The organism is Sphingomonas sp. CFBP 8760, assembly GCF_014841615.1.
Classification (GTDB): Bacteria; Pseudomonadota; Alphaproteobacteria; order Sphingomonadales; family Sphingomonadaceae; genus Sphingomonas.
The window spans coordinates 59,945-78,514 of record NZ_JACYUG010000011.1 but is presented as its reverse complement, the minus strand read 5'-3'; the positions used below and the strand labels follow the sequence as shown (position 1 = coordinate 78,514).

Genomic DNA, 18,570 nt, shown 5'->3' with positions numbered 1-18,570 from the left:
GCTGGGTCAGGCCATCGTCGTCGCCAGCTTCCACCACCCCCGCGCGCCGGCCGCGGAAGCGGCGTCATTGCAGGCAGCGGAGTCGGCGAACAGCGCGAAACAGGTCGCGCCCGAACCGGACATGCGCGACAGGATCATGCCCGGCGCGGCATCCAGCAGCGCCCGGACTTCGGCGATGACCGGGGCGAGTGCGGTGGCGGGCACCTCCAGATCGTTGCGGCCGGCCCGTGCCCGCGCGAGCAGATCGCCACCGGGCAGCGCGCCGCGATCGACCCCGTCCCAGCCCGCGAACACCGCCGCGGTCGATACGCCGACGCCGGGATTGACCAGCAGCAGCGGCGTGCCGGCCAGGCCGGTGAGGGTCGCAAGATCGTCGCCCCGGCCGGTGCCGAGCGCAGTCCGCCCGATCAGGCAGGGCGGCACATCGGCCCCCAGCGTGGCGGCGATCGCGTGGAGGCGGGGATCGGCGAGGGCGATGCCACCCAGCCGGGCAAGCGCGCGCAAGGTGGCGGCCGCATCCGCCGATCCGCCGCCGATCCCGGCGGCGACGGGGAGGTTCTTGGTCAGGCGGATGACGTAATGACGATCGATGCCGAAGGCACGGCGGAAGGCGTCGCGGGCCTGCGTCACGAGGTTGTCGTCGGAAACCGCCCCTTCCCCCTGAACAGGGGAGGACGTCAGGGCGCTGGCGAAGGGACCGTCGATCCGGAAATCATCGGCACCGGCATGGTCCACCGTCAGCAGATCGCCATCGGTGGCGAAGGCGAACAGGGTTTCGAGTTCGTGATAGCCATCCGGCCGGCGGTGGCGGACATGAAGCGCCAGGTTGATCTTGGCGGGGGCGGGTTCGACGATCACAGGCCGTTCTCGGATTTGGTGGTCAGGCGCGCGGTGGCGGCGGGATCGGCGGTGACGGCGGCGGCGGCCCAGGCATAGCGCGCCTCGTACCGGCGACCGAGCGTCCAATAGGCGTCGCCGAGATGTTCGGCGATCTCGGCATTGGCCGGCTCGCCGGCGGCGGCGCGTTCGAGCAGGGGCAGCGCGCGCACGGTTTCGCCGCGACGGTGATAGGCCCAGCCCAGCGAATCGGCGATCGAGGCGTCGTCGGGGCCGAGCGCATGGGCGCGTTCGAGCAGGCGGGTGGCGGCGGCGAGATCCTCGCCGCGTTCAACCTGTGCATAGCCGAGATAGTTGAGCGTGGTCGGCTGGTCCGGCGCGAGCGCAAGCGCGCGGCGCAATGCCTTGCGCGCCGCCGGCCAGCGCCCCGCCTCGTCCAGCGCGATGCCATAGCGGAACCATGCCGCGCCGTTGCCCTCGTCCCCCTTCAGGATCGCGGCATAGAAGAGCAGCGATTCGGCGGGGCGGTCGGCGGCGACCAGCAGGTCGGCATAGCGGGCACGATCGACCGGCACGGCGTCCGGCGAGGTCGCCCGGACGCGGGCGGCGGCCAGCGCGTCGTCGGTCCGGTCGGCGTCGTCGAGCAGGGCGATGCGGCGGCCCGCGGCGGTCGCGCCGAGCGGGCCATCGGCCGGGACCAGCGCCAGTTCGGCCAGCGCGCGGTCGCGATCGTCGGCGAGCGCCAGCTGTTCCGCCAGCGACAGACGGGCACGGGCATAGCCGGGGTCCGCCTGCAACGAGAGGCGGGAAAGCGCCAGTGCGAGGCCGCTCGGCTGGTCGCCGCCCAGATCGTCGGCCAGGCGCATCAACAGACGTGATACTGCAAACGCCAGCGTCGGCCTGCCCGTGGCGCCGGCGCGCGCGGCGGCGATCTGGCCGTTGCGACGGCCGAGCAGCGTCGCCGCCGCCTCGTCCTGCCCCGCGCCGTAGAGCAGTTCGGCGGCGGCGAGGTGGAGGCCGTTCGGCACGGGGCCGCCGATCGCCCCGATCGCGGCGATCCCCTCTGCCCGGCGGCCATCGGCGATCAGCAGCAGCGCACGGGTTTCGCCCAGCAGCCGGCGGCTGATGGCGTCGTCCTGCGGTGCCTCGACTGCGAGGCCGTCGCCGCCGGTCGTCGCGGCGATCCACGCACGCAGCGCGGGGACGAGGATGCGCAGCCGCCCCGCCTGGATCGCCGCCAGCGCGCGGGTGGCGGCGGCAGGATCACCGGCGCGGGCGGCATCGGCCAGCGGCAGCAGCGCGGCATCGTCGGGCGCGAGGCCGGCGGCGGTGAGCGCAGCGGCCGCCTGTCGGGCCAGGGCCACATCCCCCACCGCCAGCGCGGCGCGCCACGCCCGGATCGCGATCACCGGGTTGCGCGGCGCATGGGCCAGCGCGGCCGCATAGCCGGCGACGGCATCATCCCCCTGCCCCGCATCCTCCGCGACCCGCGCCCGCAGATAGGCGCCGAGATCGCCGTCCGGCCGCCCGGTATCGGCCCGCGCGACACCGACCGAGGCGGTGGCGGCGGCGAGCAGGGCGGCGATCACGCTACATGTTCGGGTAATTCGGGCCACCGCCACCTTCCGGGACGACCCAGTTGATGTTCTGGGTCGGGTCCTTGATATCGCACGTCTTGCAGTGGACGCAGTTCTGGGCGTTGATGACGAACCGGGGATCGTCCGTCTCCGCCCCCACCACTTCGTACACGCCCGCCGGACAATAGCGTTGCGCGGGCTCGTCGTACAAGGGCAGGTTGTGTTCGATCGGGATCGCCGGATCGCGCAGCGTCAGGTGGACGGGCTGATCCTCCTCGTGATTGGTGTTCGACAGGAACACCGAGGACAGACGATCGAAGGTCAGCACGCCGTCCGCCTTGGGATAGACGGGCGGCTTGACCAGATCGGCGCGCCACAGGCTTTCGTGATCGGGATGATGCTTCATGGTGAAGGGCATCTTCAGGCCGAGATGCTCCGCCCACATGGTGATGCCCGACAGGCCGGAGCCGAGGAAGTCGCCGAACTTCTTGACCAGCGGCACGACGTTGCGGACGACCGACAGTTCCTTGTGCAGCCACGATCCCTCGAACGCGGCCGGATAGGCGGACAGTTCATCATGCTCGCGGCCGGCGGCGATCGCCTCGAACGCGGCCTCGGCGGCCATCATCGCCGATTTCTGCGCGCCGTGCGTGCCCTTGATGCGCGGCACGTTGAGGAAGCCCGCCGAACAGCCGATCAGCGCGCCGCCGGGGAAGACCAGCTTCGGAATGGATTGCAGCCCGCCGTCGTTGATCGCCCGTGCGCCGTAGGACACGCGCTTGCCGCCCTTCAGCAGATCGGCGACCGCCGGATGCGTCTTCCACTTCTGCATCTCATGGAAGGGGGAGATATGCGGATTGGTGTAGCCGAGCCACGTGACGAAGCCGATCGACACCTGACCGCCGGCCTGATGATAGATCCAGCCGCCGCCATTCGCATCGTCGCCGAGCGGGAAGCCCTGGGTGTGGACCACCTTGCCGGGTTCGTGCTTGCCTGGCTCGATATCCCACAATTCCTTGACGCCGAGGCCGTAAACCTGCGGCTGCGCGTCTTTCGCCAAGTCGAAGGTGCGGATCACCTCCTTGGTCAGGTGGCCACGCACGCCCTCCGCGAAGAAGGTGTATTTCGCGTGGATTTCCAGCCCCGGCGTGTAATCGCCCTTGTGCGTACCGTCGCGGGCGACGCCCATGTCGCCGGTGGCGACGCCCTTCACCCGGCCGTCATCGTCGAACAGGATTTCGGCGGCGGCGAAACCGGGGAAGATCTCGACCCCCAGTTCCTCCGCCCGGCCGGCCAGCCAGCGGCACAGATTGCCCAGCGAACAGGTGTAGGTGCCCTTGTTGTGGAGGAAGGGCGGCGTCCATAGGTGCGGCAGGTTGTATTTCTTCGTCGCGGTCAGCACCCAGTGGTGGTTCTGGGTGACGGGCGTCTCGGCGAGAGGACAATCGGTGTCGCGCCAGTCGGGGAGCAGTTCGTCCATCGCGCGGGGATCGATGACCGCGCCCGACAGGATATGCGCGCCGACCTCCGACCCCTTTTCGAGGACGCAGACCGCCAGTTCGCTGCCCGCTTCGTTCGCCAGCTGTTTGAGGCGGATAGCCGCCGACAGTCCGGCCGGGCCGGCGCCGACGATCACCACGTCATAGGGCATCGACTCGCGTTCGTTCATGCTCGCTCTCCAGCCGCCTCGCGATCGTCCCGGTTGGGCGCGGGTCGGCAACATCCTGTCCGGTAAGGCGATCCGACAAGTTGACCGCCACGTCAACCATGCAGCATGACTACGCGGTGGGGGCGATCAGCAAACTCGACAGGGACAATGCCACCGGCCTGACCGCCGACGACTGGGCGAGCGCGCTCGACTGGTGGCGGGAGGCGGGCGTCGACGTGCTGGTCGACGACGGGGTGCGCGACTGGTTCGCCGCGCCGCCGGCCCCGGTTGCCGTAACGGCCGGCACGATCGCAGCCCCGGCCGCCACCGCCCCGGCCGCCCTGCCTGCGACGCTGGAAGCCTTCGCCGCATGGCGGCTGGGGGCGGACGCGCCGGAAGCGGCATGGAGCGGCGTGTCGCTGGCGGCGAGCGGACCGGCGGATGCGAAAATAATGGTGCTGGTCGATTGCCCGGACCGCGAGGACGGCGATGCCGGCGCGCTGTTGTCGGGCACGACCGGCAGGCTGTTCGACCGGATGCTGGCCGCGATCGGGCTGTCGCGCGAGACGGTGCATGTCGCGGCGGTCTGCGCGCGTCGCCCCGCCGCCGGGCGGATGCCGCGCGAGATCGAGGCACGGCTGGGCGAGGTGGCCCGGCACCATATCGGCCTCGTCGCGCCGGAACGGCTGCTGCTGCTGGGCGATGCGACCGCGCGGGCGGTTTTGGGGATGGACCGGCAGGCCGCAAAAGGTGATTTACGCGCCTTCAACCATGAGTCCGGCACGACGGGGGCCGGCACGACGGGGGCCGGCACGACGGGGGTAGTCGCCAGCCTGCACCCGCGCCTGTTGATCGAGCGGCCGGCGATGAAGGCGGAAAGCTGGCGCGACCTGCAATTGCTGGTGAAGGACTGGAAGCAATGATGCGCACTCTGGCGATCGTGGCGGTGTTGGCCACCCTCCCGTGCCCCGCACTGGCGGCGGCGGCGGGCGTGAACGGCGGGGCCGCACCGTCCGGCGAAACCCGCAGCGCGGCGGCGGCGGCGGCCAGCGTGCCGGCGCAGTTGAACACCGCGCAGCGCGACGGATATCGCGCGGTGTTCGCCGCGATCCGGGAAAAGCGCTGGCAGGATGCGCAGATCGGGCTGGACGCGATGCCCCCCGGCCCGCTCCACACGGTGGCCCGCGCCGAACTCTACACCGCCAAGGGATCGCCGCGCGTCGACCTGCAACCGCTGACCGACCTCATCAACCAGGCCCCCGAACTGCCGCAGGCGGAGGCGCTGCGCCGGATCGCGACCGCACGCGGCGCCACCGGCCTGCCCCCGCTGCCGAGCGCGCAGCGGCTGATCTGGCAGGATGGCGCCCCCCGCCGGGTGCGGACCAAGGCGACCGCCAGCGACATGGTCGCCGCCGATCTGGCGCAGCGGATGCAGCCCTTCGTGAAGGCGGACGACGGCGTATCGGCGGAGGCGCTGCTGGTGTCGACCGGCGGCCTGTCGGCCGAGGCGACGACCGAGTGGCGGGCGCGGGTGGCGTGGATGTATTTCCTGCGCGGCGAGGACGCCAAGACCCGCGAGCTGGGCGATCTGGCCGCAGGCGGCGTCGGCGACTGGGCGGTACAGGGCCGCTGGATGGCTTCGCTGGCGGCGTGGCGGCAGCGGGACTGCGCGGCGGCGGAAGCCGGGTTCGAGGGCGTGGCGGCGCGGGCGAGCGACGTCGATCTGCGCGCGGCCGGGCTCTACTGGGCATCGCGCGCCGACATGGTGTGCGCGCGGCCCGACCGGATCGAAGGCCGGCTGAAGGCGGCGGCGCAGTTCGGCGAGAGCTTCTACGGCCAGCTCGCGCGGCAGGCACTGGGTCTGCACGACGGGGCCGACCATGCGCAGCGACTGCGCGCGGCGGACTGGGCCACGCTCGACAAGCGACCCAATATCCGCGTCGCGGCGGCGCTGGCCGAAATCGGCGAAAGCGACCTGGCCGACGACGTGATCCGGCAACAGGCAAAGATCGGCAATCCGGCCGAGTTCGGCAGCCTCGTCCGGCTGGCCGAGACGCTCGATCTGCCGGCCACCACCATCTTCCTCGCCCACAACACGCCCGCCGGCGTGACGACGGCGGCCGAGGCACGCTATCCGGCGCCGAACTGGACGCCGGACAGCGGCTGGCGGGTCGACAAGGCGCTGGTCTATGCCCATGCGCTGGAGGAATCGCGGTTCCGATCGAAGGTGACCAGCCAGGCGGGGGCGTACGGCCTGATGCAGATCATGCCCGCCGCGGCGACCGATTTCGCGCGCGAACGCGGGACCAGCATCGACAAGGCGGCGCTGTCCCGACCCTCCACCAACATGGATATCGGCCAGCGCCATCTGGAGCGGCTGCGCGACATGGGGTTGACCGGCGGGCTGTTGCCCAAGGTGATCGCCGCGTACAATGCCGGGCCGAAGCCGGTCGGCGAATGGAACGCGATCGTCCATGATGGCGGCGATCCGCTGCTGTATATCGAAAGCATCCCCTATTGGGAGACGCGCGGTTATGTGACGACGGTGCTGCGCAATTACTGGATGTACGAAACGCGCGCGGGCAAGGCCGCGCCGGCCAGCCGCAACGCGCTGGCGCAGGGGCTGTGGCCGCGCTTCCCCGGCCTGTCCGGGGCGACGGCGGTGCGGATGACCCCGGCGGGCACCGGCGGCAACGGGCCGACGATGCTGGCGGCGATCCCGCGCACTCCGGCGGTGCGGGTACGTGCGCCGGCGGCGCTGGTGGCGCGCACGGTCGCACCGGCGGCGCAGGTCGCGACGGCAACGCAGGTGGCGGCGGCCAGGATGCCCGCGATCGGCCTGCCCGTGCCGATGAAGGGCGCACCCGTGACGACGGTGCCGCCGATGACGGCGCAGGCGGCGCCGGTCGTCGCGAAGGCCGCCCGCCAGACGTCCGTGCAGCGCGTGGCATCGATGATGAAGGCGATCCCTGGCGCGGTCGCGGCGGCGGCGGGGGCGATGGTCGATACCGATCTGCTCCGGCAGGCGGGCGCGGCGATGGCGATGCAGCCGCAGGCGATCGTCGGTGCGGCGGTCAGCGCAATCGGCCAGGCGTCGATCGACTGATGCCGATCGACGAAAGCCGGACGTTCCGCCCGGTCAACATCGCGGTGCTGACCGTATCCGACACGCGCGGACTGGCCGAGGACCGGTCGGGCGACACGCTGGTCGCACGGCTGACGGCGGCGGGGCATGTGCTGGCGGACCGGGCGATCGAGCGCGACGATGTCGACACGATCGTCGTCCGCCTGCGCGGCTGGATCGCGTCGGCGACGATCGATGTGATCGTCACCACCGGCGGCACCGGCGTGACCGGCCGCGACGTGACGCCGGAGGCGGTGGAGCGGGTCGCCGACAAGATGATCCCCGGCTTCGGCGAACTGTTCCGCTGGTTGTCCTATGCCAAGATCGGCACCAGCACCGTCCAGTCGCGCGCCTGTGCGGCGGTGGCGGGCGGCACCTATATCTTCGCGTTGCCGGGATCGACCGGCGCGGTGAAGGACGGGTGGGATGGCATATTGCAGGACCAGCTCGACAGCCGCCACCGCCCCTGCAATTTCGTGGAACTCATGCCGCGGTTGATGGAGCGATAGAGCAACAAGACGCATTCACTTGGGCACGTTTGAGGTTGCTGCGTCTTCGCTGGTTGCAGACGTTCATTACCACAGGCCGCCTCATTAAATGGGTTGTAAAACGGCCAACCTAACGCGGAATGACATGAGGTTGATCCAGATGTTCGTCATTGCGAGCGCAGCGAAGCAATCCAGGGCGTCCTGGTCTGGCACTGGATTGCTTCGCTACGCTCGCAATGACGGATCACTCTGATGCCATCTGACTCCAGCTTTGTGTCAGGAAGCATCAATCTTCCCATATGAGTTTACATCGTCCAAGCGGGCTTGACCTTGGGTTATGCCCATACCGAACCGAATTTTCCTGATGGTCAATTCGCTATCAAGACATTCCACCAAAGCCTGCGCATCGCGATATTATGCGGATTTTTTTGCATTCGGCGCTGGTTTGATCCGACGCCTTCAGCACTCATCGGCGCTGCCCGCCTTACACCGGCAAATTTTCACCCTGCCTGCATTACCGCCAGTTCATGCCCGTCAGTATCACGGAAGTGGAAACGGTGGCCGCCGGGAAAGGCGAAGATGGGCAGCGTGATCGTGCCGCCGGCCTGTGCCACGGCGGCGAGGGTCGCATTGAGGTCGGTGACATCGATGACCGGCAGCAGGGCAGCAGTCTTTTCCACCGGGTCGGCCTGAAAACCGATATCGGTGTTGCCGGTCGTCGTCGCGGCGTAGGTCCCACCAAAATCGGTAAAGCGCCAGCCGAACGCCGCCGCATAGAAACGCTTGGCGCTTTCGGTGTCCGTCACCGGCAGTTCGAGATAATTTATCCGCGCCCTCATCGCCCCCATTGTTCTTGCTATGTTCTGACACGGCGGATAGCATTTCGCAATGGCCATGATTCGATCATCGCGTGGGGCTACACTGAACGCAGAAAGCAGGCGGTTCAACCTGCCTGTTACCGAGGCGGATGGGGACTGGCTGGACCTGCGCGGCGATCTTGACGAGGCGCCGGCACCGCTGCGCACCACCGTCACGATCGAGCGGCCAAGGACGATCATCAACCGCAACGCGTCGCCCGACGTACCGTTCGATCGCTCGATCAATCCGTATCGGGGGTGCGAGCATGGTTGCATCTATTGCTTCGCCCGGCCCAGCCATGCGTTCCACGACCTGTCGCCGGGGCTGGATTTCGAAAGCCGGCTGTTCGCCAAGCCCGATGCGGCGGCGCTGCTGCGGGAGGAACTGCGCAAGCCGGGATATGAGGTGCGGCCGATGGCGCTGGGGACGAACACCGATCCCTATCAGCCGATCGAACGCGACTGGCGGATCACGCGCACCGTGCTGGAGGTGCTGGCCGAAACTGGCCATCCGGTGACGATCACCACCAAGTCGGACCGGGTGGTGCGCGATCTCGATCTGTTGGCCCCGATGGCGGCGCGCGGGCTGGCGGCGGTGTGCGTGTCGATCACCTCGCTCGATCCGACGATCGCCGCGACGCTGGAGCCGCGTGCGCCGACACCCGAGCGGCGGCTGGCGGCGGTGCGGCGGCTGAGCAAGGCGGGGGTGCCGACCTATGTCTCGGTCGCGCCGGTGATCCCGGCGATCACCGACCACGAACTGGAGCACCTGGTCGAGCGGGCGGCGATGGTGGGCGCGACCCGCGTGTTCTTCATCCCGGTGCGATTGCCGTGGGAGGTGGCGCCGCTGTTCCGCGCGTGGCTGGACGAGCATTTTCCCGATCGCGCGGGCAAGGTGATGGCGACGATCCAGAGTTTGCGGGGCGGGCGGGACAACGACCCCGGCTTCTTCACGCGGATGCAGGGGCGCGGGCCATGGGCGGACCTGATGCGGACCCGCTTCGCCATCGCGGTCCGGCGGCACGGGCTGAACCGGGAACGGATCGCGCTGCGCTGCGACCTGTTCCGTCCACCCGCCGGGCCGCAGGGAGAGTTGTTCGGGTGAGGATATTCCCGCAGGGCGCGGGCGTTGACATGCCGGACCCGGACGATGCCGGGGTCATGACGATGGAGACGATCATGCCGGATCAGGACAAGGATGAGCAGACGCCGCAGCCGGTGAAGACGGATGCCGACGATGCCACGGTGGAAGAATCGGGCGCGGGTTATGGCAACAATGCCGGCACGCAGGGCGAGGCCGGCAAGGACGAGGAGTAATCCTCTGGGGGCGGGTATCGTTCGCGACGCTCCGCCCCCTCCCCCATTCAGGGGATCACCGCCGCATGATCCCGGAACCGACGGCGCAGTTCGGTCTTGAGCAGCTTGCCGGTGGCGGTATGCGGCAGGTCGTCGACGAAGACGATGGCATCGGGCAGCCACCATTTCGCGACCTGCGTGGCGAGATGGTCACGGATCGCATCGCCATCGACGGTGGCACCGGGCTTCCGGACGACCAGCAGCAGCGGGCGTTCGTCCCAATGCGGATGGGGAATGCCGATCGCCGCCGCCTCCGCCACGCCGGGACAGCCGATCGCGGCATTTTCAAGATCGACCGAACTGATCCATTCGCCACCCGACTTGATGACATCCTTGATCCGGTCGGTGATCTGCATGGTGCCGTCGGGGTGGAGCACCGCGACGTCGCCGGTGTCGAACCACCCCTCCGCATCGATCGCATCCGCTTCCGCCCGGTAATAACGGCGGACGACCCATGGGCCACGGCACTGGAGCCGGCCGGCGCTGGTGCCGTCACGGGGCAGTTCGACGCCGGCATCGTCGACGATGCGCAGTTCGATGCCGAAGGGGATCTGCCCCTGTTTCTCGGTGCGGTCGAGTTGCGCGGCGCGGGGCATGTCGTCCCATTCGGGCGGGCGCTGGCCGGCGGTGCCGACCGGGGAAGTTTCGGTCATGCCCCACAGATGCGACACGTCCATGCCCATCCCCATCAACCGCTCGATCATCGCACGCGGCGCGGCCGACCCGCCGATGCTGGCGAGTTGCAGATGCGCTGGCGGCGGATTGCCGGCATCGATATGCGCGAACATGCCCAGCCACACGGTCGGCACCCCGGCGGAATGCGTCACCCGCTCACGGTTCATCAGATCGCACAGCACCGCCGGCTCGTTGACCGCAGAGAAGACGAAGCTGGCGCCCGCGATCGGCACCGCCAACGGCAGACCCCAGCCGGCGGCATGGAACATCGGCACCACCGGCAACACGATCCCGCGCGACGACAGGTTGAAGATCGCCGGGGTGATGACCGTCAGCGCGTGGATCACCGACGACCGGTGCGTGTACAGCACGCCCTTGGGATCGCCGGTCGTGCCGCTGGTATAGGCGAGCATGCAGGGATCGCGCTCCCCCCCTTCCACCCAGGCGTAATCGCCATCCTCGCCCGCGATCAGGTCGGGGAGGGTACCGGCCCCCTCCCCGTCCATCACGACATAATGCTCGATCGTCGGGCAACGCGGGCGGAGGCGATCGACCAGCGGCTGGAACGCGCGATCGTAGAGCAGGATGCGATCGTCGGCATGGCCGATGATGAAGGCGAGCTGATCCTCGAACAGGCGCGGGTTGAGCGTATGGATGATGCCGCCCATCCCCATCGCGCCGTACCATGCCACCAGATGATGCGCGTGGTTCATCGCCAGCGTGGCGATCCGGTCGCCCGGCCGCATCCCCAGCCGCTCCAGCGCCTGCGCCAGCCGGCGGGCATCATGCGCGATACCGGCCCAGTCGGTTCGCGTCTCGCGACCATCGGCCCAGCGCGTGACGATCGGACGGGTAGCGTGTTCGCGCGCTGCGTGATCAAGGATACGGGGAACGCGCAGTTCCACGTCCTGCATGGTGTTCAACAACGATCCTCTCCCCTTTGGCCCCATCAGCCGACCAGCGCGAGCCTCGTTATGTCCGAGGTCTTCAGCGTGGCCGCGGCGATACCGTGCAACGTCTCGACATGGCCTGCAAGCTCCGCGTCGAGCAGGAAGTCGCGACCGAGCAGGATCGTCGCCTCCCCGTCCGGCGTCGTCAGTGTTGCGCGCACCTCGCCCCGCGCGCCACGATGGTCGGCAAGCAGGGCGGCAAGCGGCGCGAAGGCGGCGGGATCGGCCACCGTCACCTCCAGCACGAACCGCGCGGTAGTGGCGAGCGTCTCGAACGGCTGGATGCGCTTGACCGAGATGCGCGGCGCCTCCTCGCCCGGCCGTCGATCCAGTTCGACGGTGATGAGGCCGCAGCCGCCGACGCGCGCCGCTTCCTCCAGATCGGCGGCGACGGCATCGTCGAAACAGGTGGCCGTGAACTGCCCGGACGGATCGGACAGCTGCGCCATCATGTAGCGCTTGCCGCGTGCGGAGGTGCGCCAGCGCGCATCCTCGACCAGCACCGCCATCGTCGCGCCGGCGCGGGTGCCGTCGTCGGGAATGGTCAGCTCGGTCAGGCTGCCGAAATTGAGCGCACCGTGGTTGCGGGCCAGATGGGCGTGACGATCGACCGGATGGGCGGAGAAGTAGAAGCCGAACGCCTCCTTTTCCTGATCCATCCGCTGCGACAGCGTCCACCGCGCCGAGGCGGGCAGCTTGATCGTGTCGCCGGCATGGCTCGCATCACCGAACAGGCCACCCTGCCCGCTGATCTTCTGGCTGTGGGTACGGGCGGCGACCGCCAGGATGGTTTCGGCGACGGCATGGACGCCGGCCCGGTTGGGATCGATGCCGTCGAACCCGCCCGCCGCCGCCAGCGTTTCGAGCTGGCGTTTGTTGAGCAGACGCGGATCGACACGGGTGGCGATATCGTCGAGCGAGGCGAAGCGACCGGCGGCGCGTTCGGCGACCAGCTTTTCCATCGCGCCTTCGCCCACCGATTTAAGCGCGCCCAATGCGTATCTTACGCCAAGTTCCTCTCCATTCACCTGAACATCAAAATCGGCGAGACTGGCGTTCACGCAGGGTGGCAGCAACGCGACGCCGGCGCGGCGGGCATCGTCGACGAAGATCGCCAGCTTGTCGGTCAGCGCCATGTCGTAGCACATCGACGCGGCGTAGAATTCGTGCGGGTGGTGCGCCTTCAGCCATGCGGTCTGGTAGGCGAGCAGGGCATAGGCGGCGGCGTGCGACTTGTTGAAGCCGTAGCCGGCGAACTTGTCGATCAAATCGAACAGTGCGTTCGCCTCGGCTTTCTTGATGCCGTTGACGGACAGGCAGCCTTCGACGAAGCCGGCGCGCTGCGCGTCCATCTCCGCCTTCACCTTCTTGCCCATCGCGCGGCGCAGCAGATCGGCGCCGCCCAGCGAGAAGCCGGCCAGCACCTGGGCGGCCTGCATCACCTGTTCCTGATAGACGAAGATGCCGTAGGTTTCGGACAGGATCGGCTCCAGCAACGCGTGCGGATAGACGATCTCCTCGGTCCCCTGCTTGCGGCGGCCGAACGAGGGAATGTTGTCCATCGGGCCGGGGCGGTAGAGCGAGACGAGCGCGATGATGTCGCCGAAATTGCTGGGACGGACGGCGGACAGCGTGCGGCGCATCCCTTCCGATTCAAGCTGGAACACGCCGACGGTGTCACCGCGCTGGAGCAGTTCGTAGACCTTCGGATCATCCCATTCGAGCGCGTCGAGTGCGATGGTGATGCCGCGCTTGGCGAGCAGTTGCACCGCCTTCTGCAGGACCGACAGCGTCTTCAACCCAAGGAAGTCGAACTTCACCAGCCCCGCGCCCTCGACATATTTCATGTCGAACTGGGTGACGGGCATGTCCGAGCGGGGATCGCGGTAGAGCGGCACCAGTTGCGCCAGCGGCCGGTCGCCGATCACCACGCCGGCGGCGTGGGTGGAGGAATGGCGCGGCAACCCCTCCAGCTTGGTGGCAAGATCCCACAGGCGGCGGACCTGATTGTCGTTGGAATATTCCTTGGCCAGTTCGGGCACGCCGTTCAGCGCGCGCTTCAGGTCCCAGGGATCGGTCGGGTGGTTGGGCACCAGCTTGGCGAGGCGATCGACCTGCCCGTAGCTCATCTGGAGCACGCGGCCGGTGTCCTTCAGCACGGCGCGCGCCTTCAGCTTTCCGAAGGTGATGATCTGCGCGACCTGATCGCGGCCGTATTTCTCCTGCACGTAGCGGATCACCTCGCCGCGGCGAGTTTCGCAGAAGTCGATGTCGAAATCGGGCATCGACACGCGTTCGGGGTTCAGGAACCGCTCGAACAGCAGGCCCAGTTTCAACGGATCGAGATCGGTGATGGTCAGCGCCCAGGCGACCACCGAGCCGGCGCCGGAACCACGGCCGGGACCGACCGGAATATCGTGATCCTTCGCCCATTTGATGAAATCGGCGACGATCAGGAAATAGCCGGGGAAGCCCATCTGGACGATCACGTCGACCTCGAACTTCAGTCGTTCGCGATAGACGTCGCGCCAGCCGGGTTCACCCTCCGGCTCGCCCTTCTGCACGCGCAGTTCGGCGATCCGGTCCAGCCGCGCTTCCAGCCCGGCGGCGGCATCGTCGCGCAGCATCTGCGCCTCGCCCGCCAGATCGCCCGCCAGCGTCGGCAGGATCGGCTTGCGATACGGCGCCATCACCGCACAGCGTTGCGCGACGATCAGCGTGTTCGCGATCGCCTCCGGCAGATCCTCGAACAGCGCCTTCATCGTCTCGGCGGGCTTCAGCCAGGCGTCGGGGCAGCTGCGCGGGCGATCCTCGGTTTCGACATAGGTCGAATGGGCGATGCACAGCATCGCGTCATGCGCGTCGCCGAACGCCGACTCGGCGAAGCAGCAGGGGTTGGTGGCGACCAGCGGCAGATCGCGATCATAGGCGAGGTCGATCAGTTCCGCCTCCGCCGCCTGTTCGGTCGCATCGTTGCGACGGCTGAGTTCGATATAGAGCCGGTCGCCGAACATCGCCTGCAACCGGTCGCAATAGGCGCGGGCACGGTCCGGCTGGCCTTCCGCGAACAGGCGGGCGAGCGCACCCTCCCCACCCGCGGTCAGTGCGATCAGGCCATCGGTGTGACGGGCCAGCGTCTCCATCGAGACGTGGGCGGCCAGTTCGATCGGGCGGCCGAGATGCGCGTGCGACACCAGCGCGCAGAGATTGTCGTATCCGGCCTTGTCCTGCGCATAGAGCGCGATCCAGTCGAGCGGGACGGTGACGCCATCGGGCATGTCGGGGCGGCAGACGCCCAGCATCGTGCCGATGATCGGCTGCACGCCGCTTTTCTTCGCAGCGTCGGAATAGGCCATCGCCGCGTACAGCCCGTTGCGATCGGTGAGCGCGGCGGCGGGGAAACCCTGTTTGCGGGCCTGGGCGGCGATCGCCTTCGGCTCGATCGCGCCGTCGAGCATGGTGAACGAGGAAAAGATACGAAGCGGCACGAACCCTGAATGCATCCGGCCAACCTAGGCGTGACCGCATGATTTCGCCAGCACCGGAACCGCGCTTGCGACGGGCCGTTCGGCGCGCAGCAGCAACAGGAGCAGCCGCGATGACCGATACCTTCCGGGACGAAGGAGCACGCCCCGCCATGTCCGCGCCGCTGGCCGGCGCCGGCTGGGGATGGATGCTGGGCTATGGCATCCTGTCGGTGGTGCTGGGGATCGCCGCCTTTGCCTGGCCCTTCGCCGCGACGCTGGCCGCGACCCTGGTGGTGGGCGCGTTCTTCACCGCGGCGGGGATCGTGTCGATCGTGGCGGGCATCCGGGGCCGCGGGCATGACGGGCGCGGCTACGCGATCGGATTCGGGATCGTGTCGCTGCTGATCGGACTCGTCATGGCGCTGGAGCCGATGTCGGGCGCCTTTTCGCTGACGCTGATGGTGACCGCGTGGCTGGCGGTGCGCGGGGTGATGGAGATCGCGTTCGGCACGCGGATGCGGCGGGGCAAGGCGATGATGATCGTGCTGGGCGTGGTGAACATCGTGCTGGCGGGCGTCGTGCTGGCGACGCTGCCCTTTTCAGCACTGACGCTGCCGGGCTACATCCTGGGCATCAGCTTCCTGTTCGGCGGCGTGACGGCGATCGCCTCCGCACTGGCCCATCGCAAGGGCGCGCCGGCCTTTTCGGCCACCTGACCTACAGCAACGCCTCGATCTCGGCCGCCAGCTCCTCGGGTTTGGTGGTCGGGGCGTAGCGCCGGACCGGGCGGCCGGTACTGTCGACGAGGAACTTGGTGAAGTTCCACTTGATCGCCTTCGAACCGAGGACGCCCGGCGCCCCGGCCTTCAAATGGTCGTAAAGCGGGTCGGCGTCCGCCCCGTTGACCTCGACCTTGGCGAATATCGGGAAGGTCACGTCGTAGCTAGTGGTGCAGAAATTCGCGATCTCGGCCGCGTCGCCGGGTTCCTGCGCACCGAACTGGTTGCAGGAAAAGCCCAACACCGTGAAGCCACGTGGTCCATATTGCCGGTACAGCGCCTCCAGCCCGGCATATTGCGGGGTGAAGCCACATTTCGATGCGACGTTGACGATCAACAGCACCTGCCCGGCATGATCGGACAGCGACCGTTCGCCCTCGGCGGTGCGGACCGTGAAATCGGTGACGGTCATGACAGCACCCCCTCGTGCAGGCGGACGACGCGGTCCATGCGGGTAGCGAGACGTTCGTTATGGGTGGCGATCAGCGCCGCCGACCCCTCCTCTCGCACCAGCCGCAGGAATTCGCCCAGCACCCGGTCGGCGGTATGTTCGTCAAGATTGCCGGTCGGCTCGTCCGCCAGCACCAGCGCGGGCCGGTTGGCGAGCGCGCGGGCGACGGCGACGCGCTGCTGCTCGCCACCCGACAACTGGCTGGGCCGATGCGTCAGCCGATGGCCGAGACCGAGGACGGTCAGGAGCGACGCGGCCCGCTCGTCGGCGACGGCGCGGGTGGCGCCGTGGACGAGTTGTGGCAGGACGACATTCTCGGTCGCGTTGAAATCGGGCAGCAGGTGGTGGAACTGATAGACGAAGCCGAGCTGGTCGCGACGCACGATGGTGCGACCATGCGCGTCGAGCTTCGCCGCCTCCTCACCGGCGATGCGGATCGAGCCTTCGAACCCGCCCTCCAACAGGCCGACCGCCTGTAGCAGGGTCGACTTGCCGGAGCCGGAGGGGCCGAGCAGCGCGACGATCTCACCGGGGCGGATCGACAGGTCGACCCCGCGCAGGACGTGGATAGTCTCCCCGCCCTGCGTGAAGCTGCGGGCCAGCCCCGTCGTCTGGAGGACCGGCGCGGCGTCGGACGCGGCAGGGCCGCGCCGGCCGTCTTCGGCGATGCCTGCGGGTTCATTCATAGCGCAACACCTGTACCGGGTCCGTGCTCGCCGCCTTCCATGCCGGGTAGAGCGTGGCGAGGAAGCTGAACACCAGGGCCATCGCGGCGATCACGAAAATCTCGACGGGATCGGTCTTCGAGGGCAGCGTGGTGAGATAGCGGATCGACGGGTCCCAGAGATTCTGCCCGGTGACGAGTTGGACGAAGTTCACCACCGCCTGCCGGTAGAACAGGAACACGAAGCCCAGCCCCAGCCCGGCGATCGTGCCCAGCGCCCCGATCGTGGTGCCGACGACCATGAAGATCTTCATCAGCCCGCTGCGCGTCGCCCCCATCGTGCGCAGGATCGCGATGTCGCGCGTCTTGGCACGGACCAGCATGATGAGCGAGGACAGGATGTTGAACACCGCGACCAGGATGATGATCGACAGCACGGTGAACATCGCGACGCGTTCCACCGCCAGCGCCTCGAACAATTGCGCGTTCATCGACCGCCAGTCGCTGATGACCGCGCCGCCCCCGACCTTATCCGCCAGCGGTTTCAGAATCTCGCCGACCCGGTCGGCATCCACTGTCTTCACCTCGACCATTCCGGCGGCATCGCCCATCAGGAGCAGCGTCTGCGCATCCTCGATCGGCATGACGACATACGCCTTGTCGTAGTCGTAGATCCCGATCTCGAAGATCGCGCCGACGCGGTAGCTGACGATGCGCGGCACGGTGCCGAACGGCGTCGACTGGCCCTGCGGGCTGAACAGCGCGACCTCGCTGCCGACCTGCGCGCCCAGTGCCTCGGCCAGACGGCTGCCGATCGCGATCGTGCCGCTGCCCGGCACGATGCCGCCCAATGAACCGACGACCACCTTGCCCCCCAGCGTGGCGTTGGAGCGGATGTCGGCGACGCGCATCCCGCGGACCAGCACCGCCTCCGACCGGCCGTTATAGGTGGCGGCGAGCGGCTGTTCGATCAGCGGCACCGCCGAGGTGACGCCGGGGGTGGCCCGTGCCTCAGCCACGATCTGGCGCCAGTCCGGCAGGCGGCCGCCATAGCCCTGCACGACGGCATGGCCGTTCAGCCCGACGATCTTGTCGAAGAGTTCGGCGCGGAAGCCGTTCATCACGCTCATGACGATGACGAGCGCGGCGACGCCGAGCATCACCGCGACGAGGCTGATCGAGGCGACGAGGAAGATGAACGCCTCGCCCTTGCCCGGCAGCAGATAGCGGCGGGCGATCATCCGTTCGTAGCGAGATAGGAGCATGTCGTCGGCGGGCTTAGGCGGGGCTGGCGTGGGACGCAACCATCGCCCCGGCGCGATCGACCGGAGACCAGCATGTTGCCGGAAATCCACAGCCGCCCGGCAATCGTGTCCTTCCGGTTGTGAACCCCGTGACAAAGCGGCGGCGCCCGCCTAGCAATTATCCCACTGGAACGTAAGGCAACGGCCTGGGTTCGGGGATGCTCTAACGCCCACCCAACAGAGGTTCGGAGCGAGAGCGGGAAAGATCGGGGGCTGACGAGCGATCGTCACGCAGGCGCCCGGGCCGGCAACGGTCCGGGCGTTTGCCGTTCGCGGTCGGATCGTATCCTATCCGGCACCGGCCACGCCATAATCCCCGCCTCGCCATCTCTTCGCCATCCGCGAAGCGGGCGATACCGGCGGAGGATCGGGAGCTTCCAGACTTCGAGCTTC

15 protein-coding genes are annotated in these 18,570 nt (G+C 68.4%); 6 read left to right on the top strand and 9 right to left on the bottom strand.

Annotated features, from left to right (window positions below; translation table 11 throughout):
- Window positions 1-6: 6 nt before the first annotated feature.
- Genes IFT82_RS14015 through IFT82_RS14005 form a run of 3 tightly spaced genes read right to left on the bottom strand, consistent with a single transcriptional unit; the run spans window position 7 to window position 4,083 of the window.
- A complete protein-coding gene (locus IFT82_RS14015; protein ID WP_192127828.1) occupies window positions 7-858 on the bottom strand; it encodes a 4-(cytidine 5'-diphospho)-2-C-methyl-D-erythritol kinase in 852 nt (283 codons plus the stop codon).
- A complete protein-coding gene (locus tag IFT82_RS14010; protein WP_342355117.1) occupies window positions 855-2,426 on the bottom strand; it encodes a tetratricopeptide repeat protein in 1,572 nt (523 codons plus the stop codon). The genes IFT82_RS14015 and IFT82_RS14010 overlap by 4 nt, the downstream gene beginning before the upstream one ends.
- A gap of 1 nt (window position 2,427) precedes the next feature.
- Window positions 2,428-4,083, bottom strand: coding sequence for an electron transfer flavoprotein-ubiquinone oxidoreductase (locus tag IFT82_RS14005; RefSeq protein WP_192127826.1), 1,656 nt, complete (start codon window positions 4,081-4,083; stop codon window positions 2,428-2,430).
- A gap of 98 nt (window positions 4,084-4,181) precedes the next feature.
- On the opposite strand from IFT82_RS14005, the gene IFT82_RS14000 reads away from it, so the two are divergent.
- From IFT82_RS14000 to moaB, 3 genes are read left to right on the top strand one after another with little or no spacing between them, the layout of a single operon-like run.
- Window positions 4,182-4,985 (top strand): uracil-DNA glycosylase family protein, encoded by an 804-nt coding sequence (locus IFT82_RS14000; RefSeq protein WP_192127903.1) that lies wholly within the window; start codon window positions 4,182-4,184, stop codon window positions 4,983-4,985.
- Window positions 4,982-7,168 (top strand): transglycosylase SLT domain-containing protein, encoded by a 2,187-nt coding sequence (locus tag IFT82_RS13995; protein ID WP_192127824.1) that lies wholly within the window; start codon window positions 4,982-4,984, stop codon window positions 7,166-7,168. The genes IFT82_RS14000 and IFT82_RS13995 overlap by 4 nt, the downstream gene beginning before the upstream one ends.
- Entirely contained in the window at window positions 7,168-7,695 is a 528-nt protein-coding gene (moaB, locus tag IFT82_RS13990; protein ID WP_192127815.1) for a molybdenum cofactor biosynthesis protein B, read from the top strand. Before IFT82_RS13995 ends, moaB begins: the two co-directional genes overlap by 1 nt.
- A gap of 479 nt (window positions 7,696-8,174) precedes the next feature.
- Here moaB and IFT82_RS13985 read toward each other — a convergent pair whose 3' ends face one another.
- Window positions 8,175-8,513 carry a VOC family protein gene (locus IFT82_RS13985; RefSeq protein ID WP_192127813.1) on the bottom strand — a complete coding sequence of 113 codons (339 nt, stop codon included), beginning with the start codon at window positions 8,511-8,513 and terminating at the stop codon, window positions 8,175-8,177.
- Between the two features lie 49 nt (window positions 8,514-8,562).
- Here IFT82_RS13985 and IFT82_RS13980 point away from each other — a divergent pair, with 49 nt between their 5' ends.
- Window positions 8,563-9,636: a PA0069 family radical SAM protein gene (locus IFT82_RS13980; protein WP_192127811.1), complete on the top strand. Its 1,074-nt coding sequence runs from the start codon at window positions 8,563-8,565 to the stop codon at window positions 9,634-9,636.
- Window positions 9,633-9,848 carry a hypothetical protein gene (locus IFT82_RS13975; protein ID WP_192127809.1) on the top strand — a complete coding sequence of 72 codons (216 nt, stop codon included), beginning with the start codon at window positions 9,633-9,635 and terminating at the stop codon, window positions 9,846-9,848. The genes IFT82_RS13980 and IFT82_RS13975 overlap by 4 nt, the downstream gene beginning before the upstream one ends.
- Window positions 9,849-9,895: 47 nt before the next feature.
- Here the strand turns inward: IFT82_RS13975 and IFT82_RS13970 are convergent, their stop codons facing one another.
- Both IFT82_RS13970 and dnaE read right to left on the bottom strand, forming a co-directional pair.
- Entirely contained in the window at window positions 9,896-11,476 is a 1,581-nt protein-coding gene (locus IFT82_RS13970; protein ID WP_192127901.1) for a long-chain fatty acid--CoA ligase, read from the bottom strand.
- Between the two features lie 35 nt (window positions 11,477-11,511).
- The gene (gene dnaE / locus IFT82_RS13965) at window positions 11,512-15,015 is read right to left on the bottom strand and encodes a DNA polymerase III subunit alpha (protein WP_192127807.1); all 3,504 of its coding nucleotides are present in this window, start codon (window positions 15,013-15,015) and stop codon (window positions 11,512-11,514) included.
- Window positions 15,016-15,110: 95 nt separating this feature from the next.
- Here dnaE and IFT82_RS13960 point away from each other — a divergent pair, with 95 nt between their 5' ends.
- Window positions 15,111-15,695: an HdeD family acid-resistance protein gene (locus IFT82_RS13960; RefSeq protein WP_244646761.1), complete on the top strand. Its 585-nt coding sequence runs from the start codon at window positions 15,111-15,113 to the stop codon at window positions 15,693-15,695.
- 1 nt (window position 15,696) lies between these two features.
- Here the strand turns inward: IFT82_RS13960 and IFT82_RS13955 are convergent, their stop codons facing one another.
- Genes IFT82_RS13955 through IFT82_RS13945 form a run of 3 tightly spaced genes read right to left on the bottom strand, consistent with a single transcriptional unit; the run spans window position 15,697 to window position 18,138 of the window.
- Window positions 15,697-16,170: a glutathione peroxidase gene (locus tag IFT82_RS13955; RefSeq protein ID WP_192127805.1), complete on the bottom strand. Its 474-nt coding sequence runs from the start codon at window positions 16,168-16,170 to the stop codon at window positions 15,697-15,699.
- Window positions 16,167-16,895, bottom strand: coding sequence for an ABC transporter ATP-binding protein (locus IFT82_RS13950; RefSeq protein WP_192127804.1), 729 nt, complete (start codon window positions 16,893-16,895; stop codon window positions 16,167-16,169). Before IFT82_RS13950 ends, IFT82_RS13955 begins: the two co-directional genes overlap by 4 nt.
- Window positions 16,888-18,138, bottom strand: coding sequence for a lipoprotein-releasing ABC transporter permease subunit (locus IFT82_RS13945; protein ID WP_192127801.1), 1,251 nt, complete (start codon window positions 18,136-18,138; stop codon window positions 16,888-16,890). The genes IFT82_RS13950 and IFT82_RS13945 overlap by 8 nt, the downstream gene beginning before the upstream one ends.
- Window positions 18,139-18,570 lie beyond the last annotated feature (432 nt).

Coding starts and splice junctions, on each gene's coding strand:
- IFT82_RS14005 (WP_192127826.1), bottom strand. CDS start 4,083: ATGAACGAACGCGAGTCGATGCCCTATGACGTGGTGATCGTCGGCGCC.
- IFT82_RS14000 (WP_192127903.1), top strand. CDS start 4,182: ATGCAGCATGACTACGCGGTGGGGGCGATCAGCAAACTCGACAGGGAC.
- IFT82_RS13995 (WP_192127824.1), top strand. CDS start 4,982: ATGATGCGCACTCTGGCGATCGTGGCGGTGTTGGCCACCCTCCCGTGC.
- moaB (WP_192127815.1), top strand. CDS start 7,168: ATGCCGATCGACGAAAGCCGGACGTTCCGCCCGGTCAACATCGCGGTG.
- IFT82_RS13985 (WP_192127813.1), bottom strand. CDS start 8,513: ATGAGGGCGCGGATAAATTATCTCGAACTGCCGGTGACGGACACCGAA.
- IFT82_RS13980 (WP_192127811.1), top strand. CDS start 8,563: ATGGCCATGATTCGATCATCGCGTGGGGCTACACTGAACGCAGAAAGC.
- IFT82_RS13970 (WP_192127901.1), bottom strand. CDS start 11,476: ATGCAGGACGTGGAACTGCGCGTTCCCCGTATCCTTGATCACGCAGCG.
- dnaE (WP_192127807.1), bottom strand. CDS start 15,015: ATGCATTCAGGGTTCGTGCCGCTTCGTATCTTTTCCTCGTTCACCATG.
- IFT82_RS13960 (WP_244646761.1), top strand. CDS start 15,111: ATGACCGATACCTTCCGGGACGAAGGAGCACGCCCCGCCATGTCCGCG.
- IFT82_RS13955 (WP_192127805.1), bottom strand. CDS start 16,170: ATGACCGTCACCGATTTCACGGTCCGCACCGCCGAGGGCGAACGGTCG.
- IFT82_RS13950 (WP_192127804.1), bottom strand. CDS start 16,895: ATGAATGAACCCGCAGGCATCGCCGAAGACGGCCGGCGCGGCCCTGCC.
- IFT82_RS13945 (WP_192127801.1), bottom strand. CDS start 18,138: ATGCTCCTATCTCGCTACGAACGGATGATCGCCCGCCGCTATCTGCTG.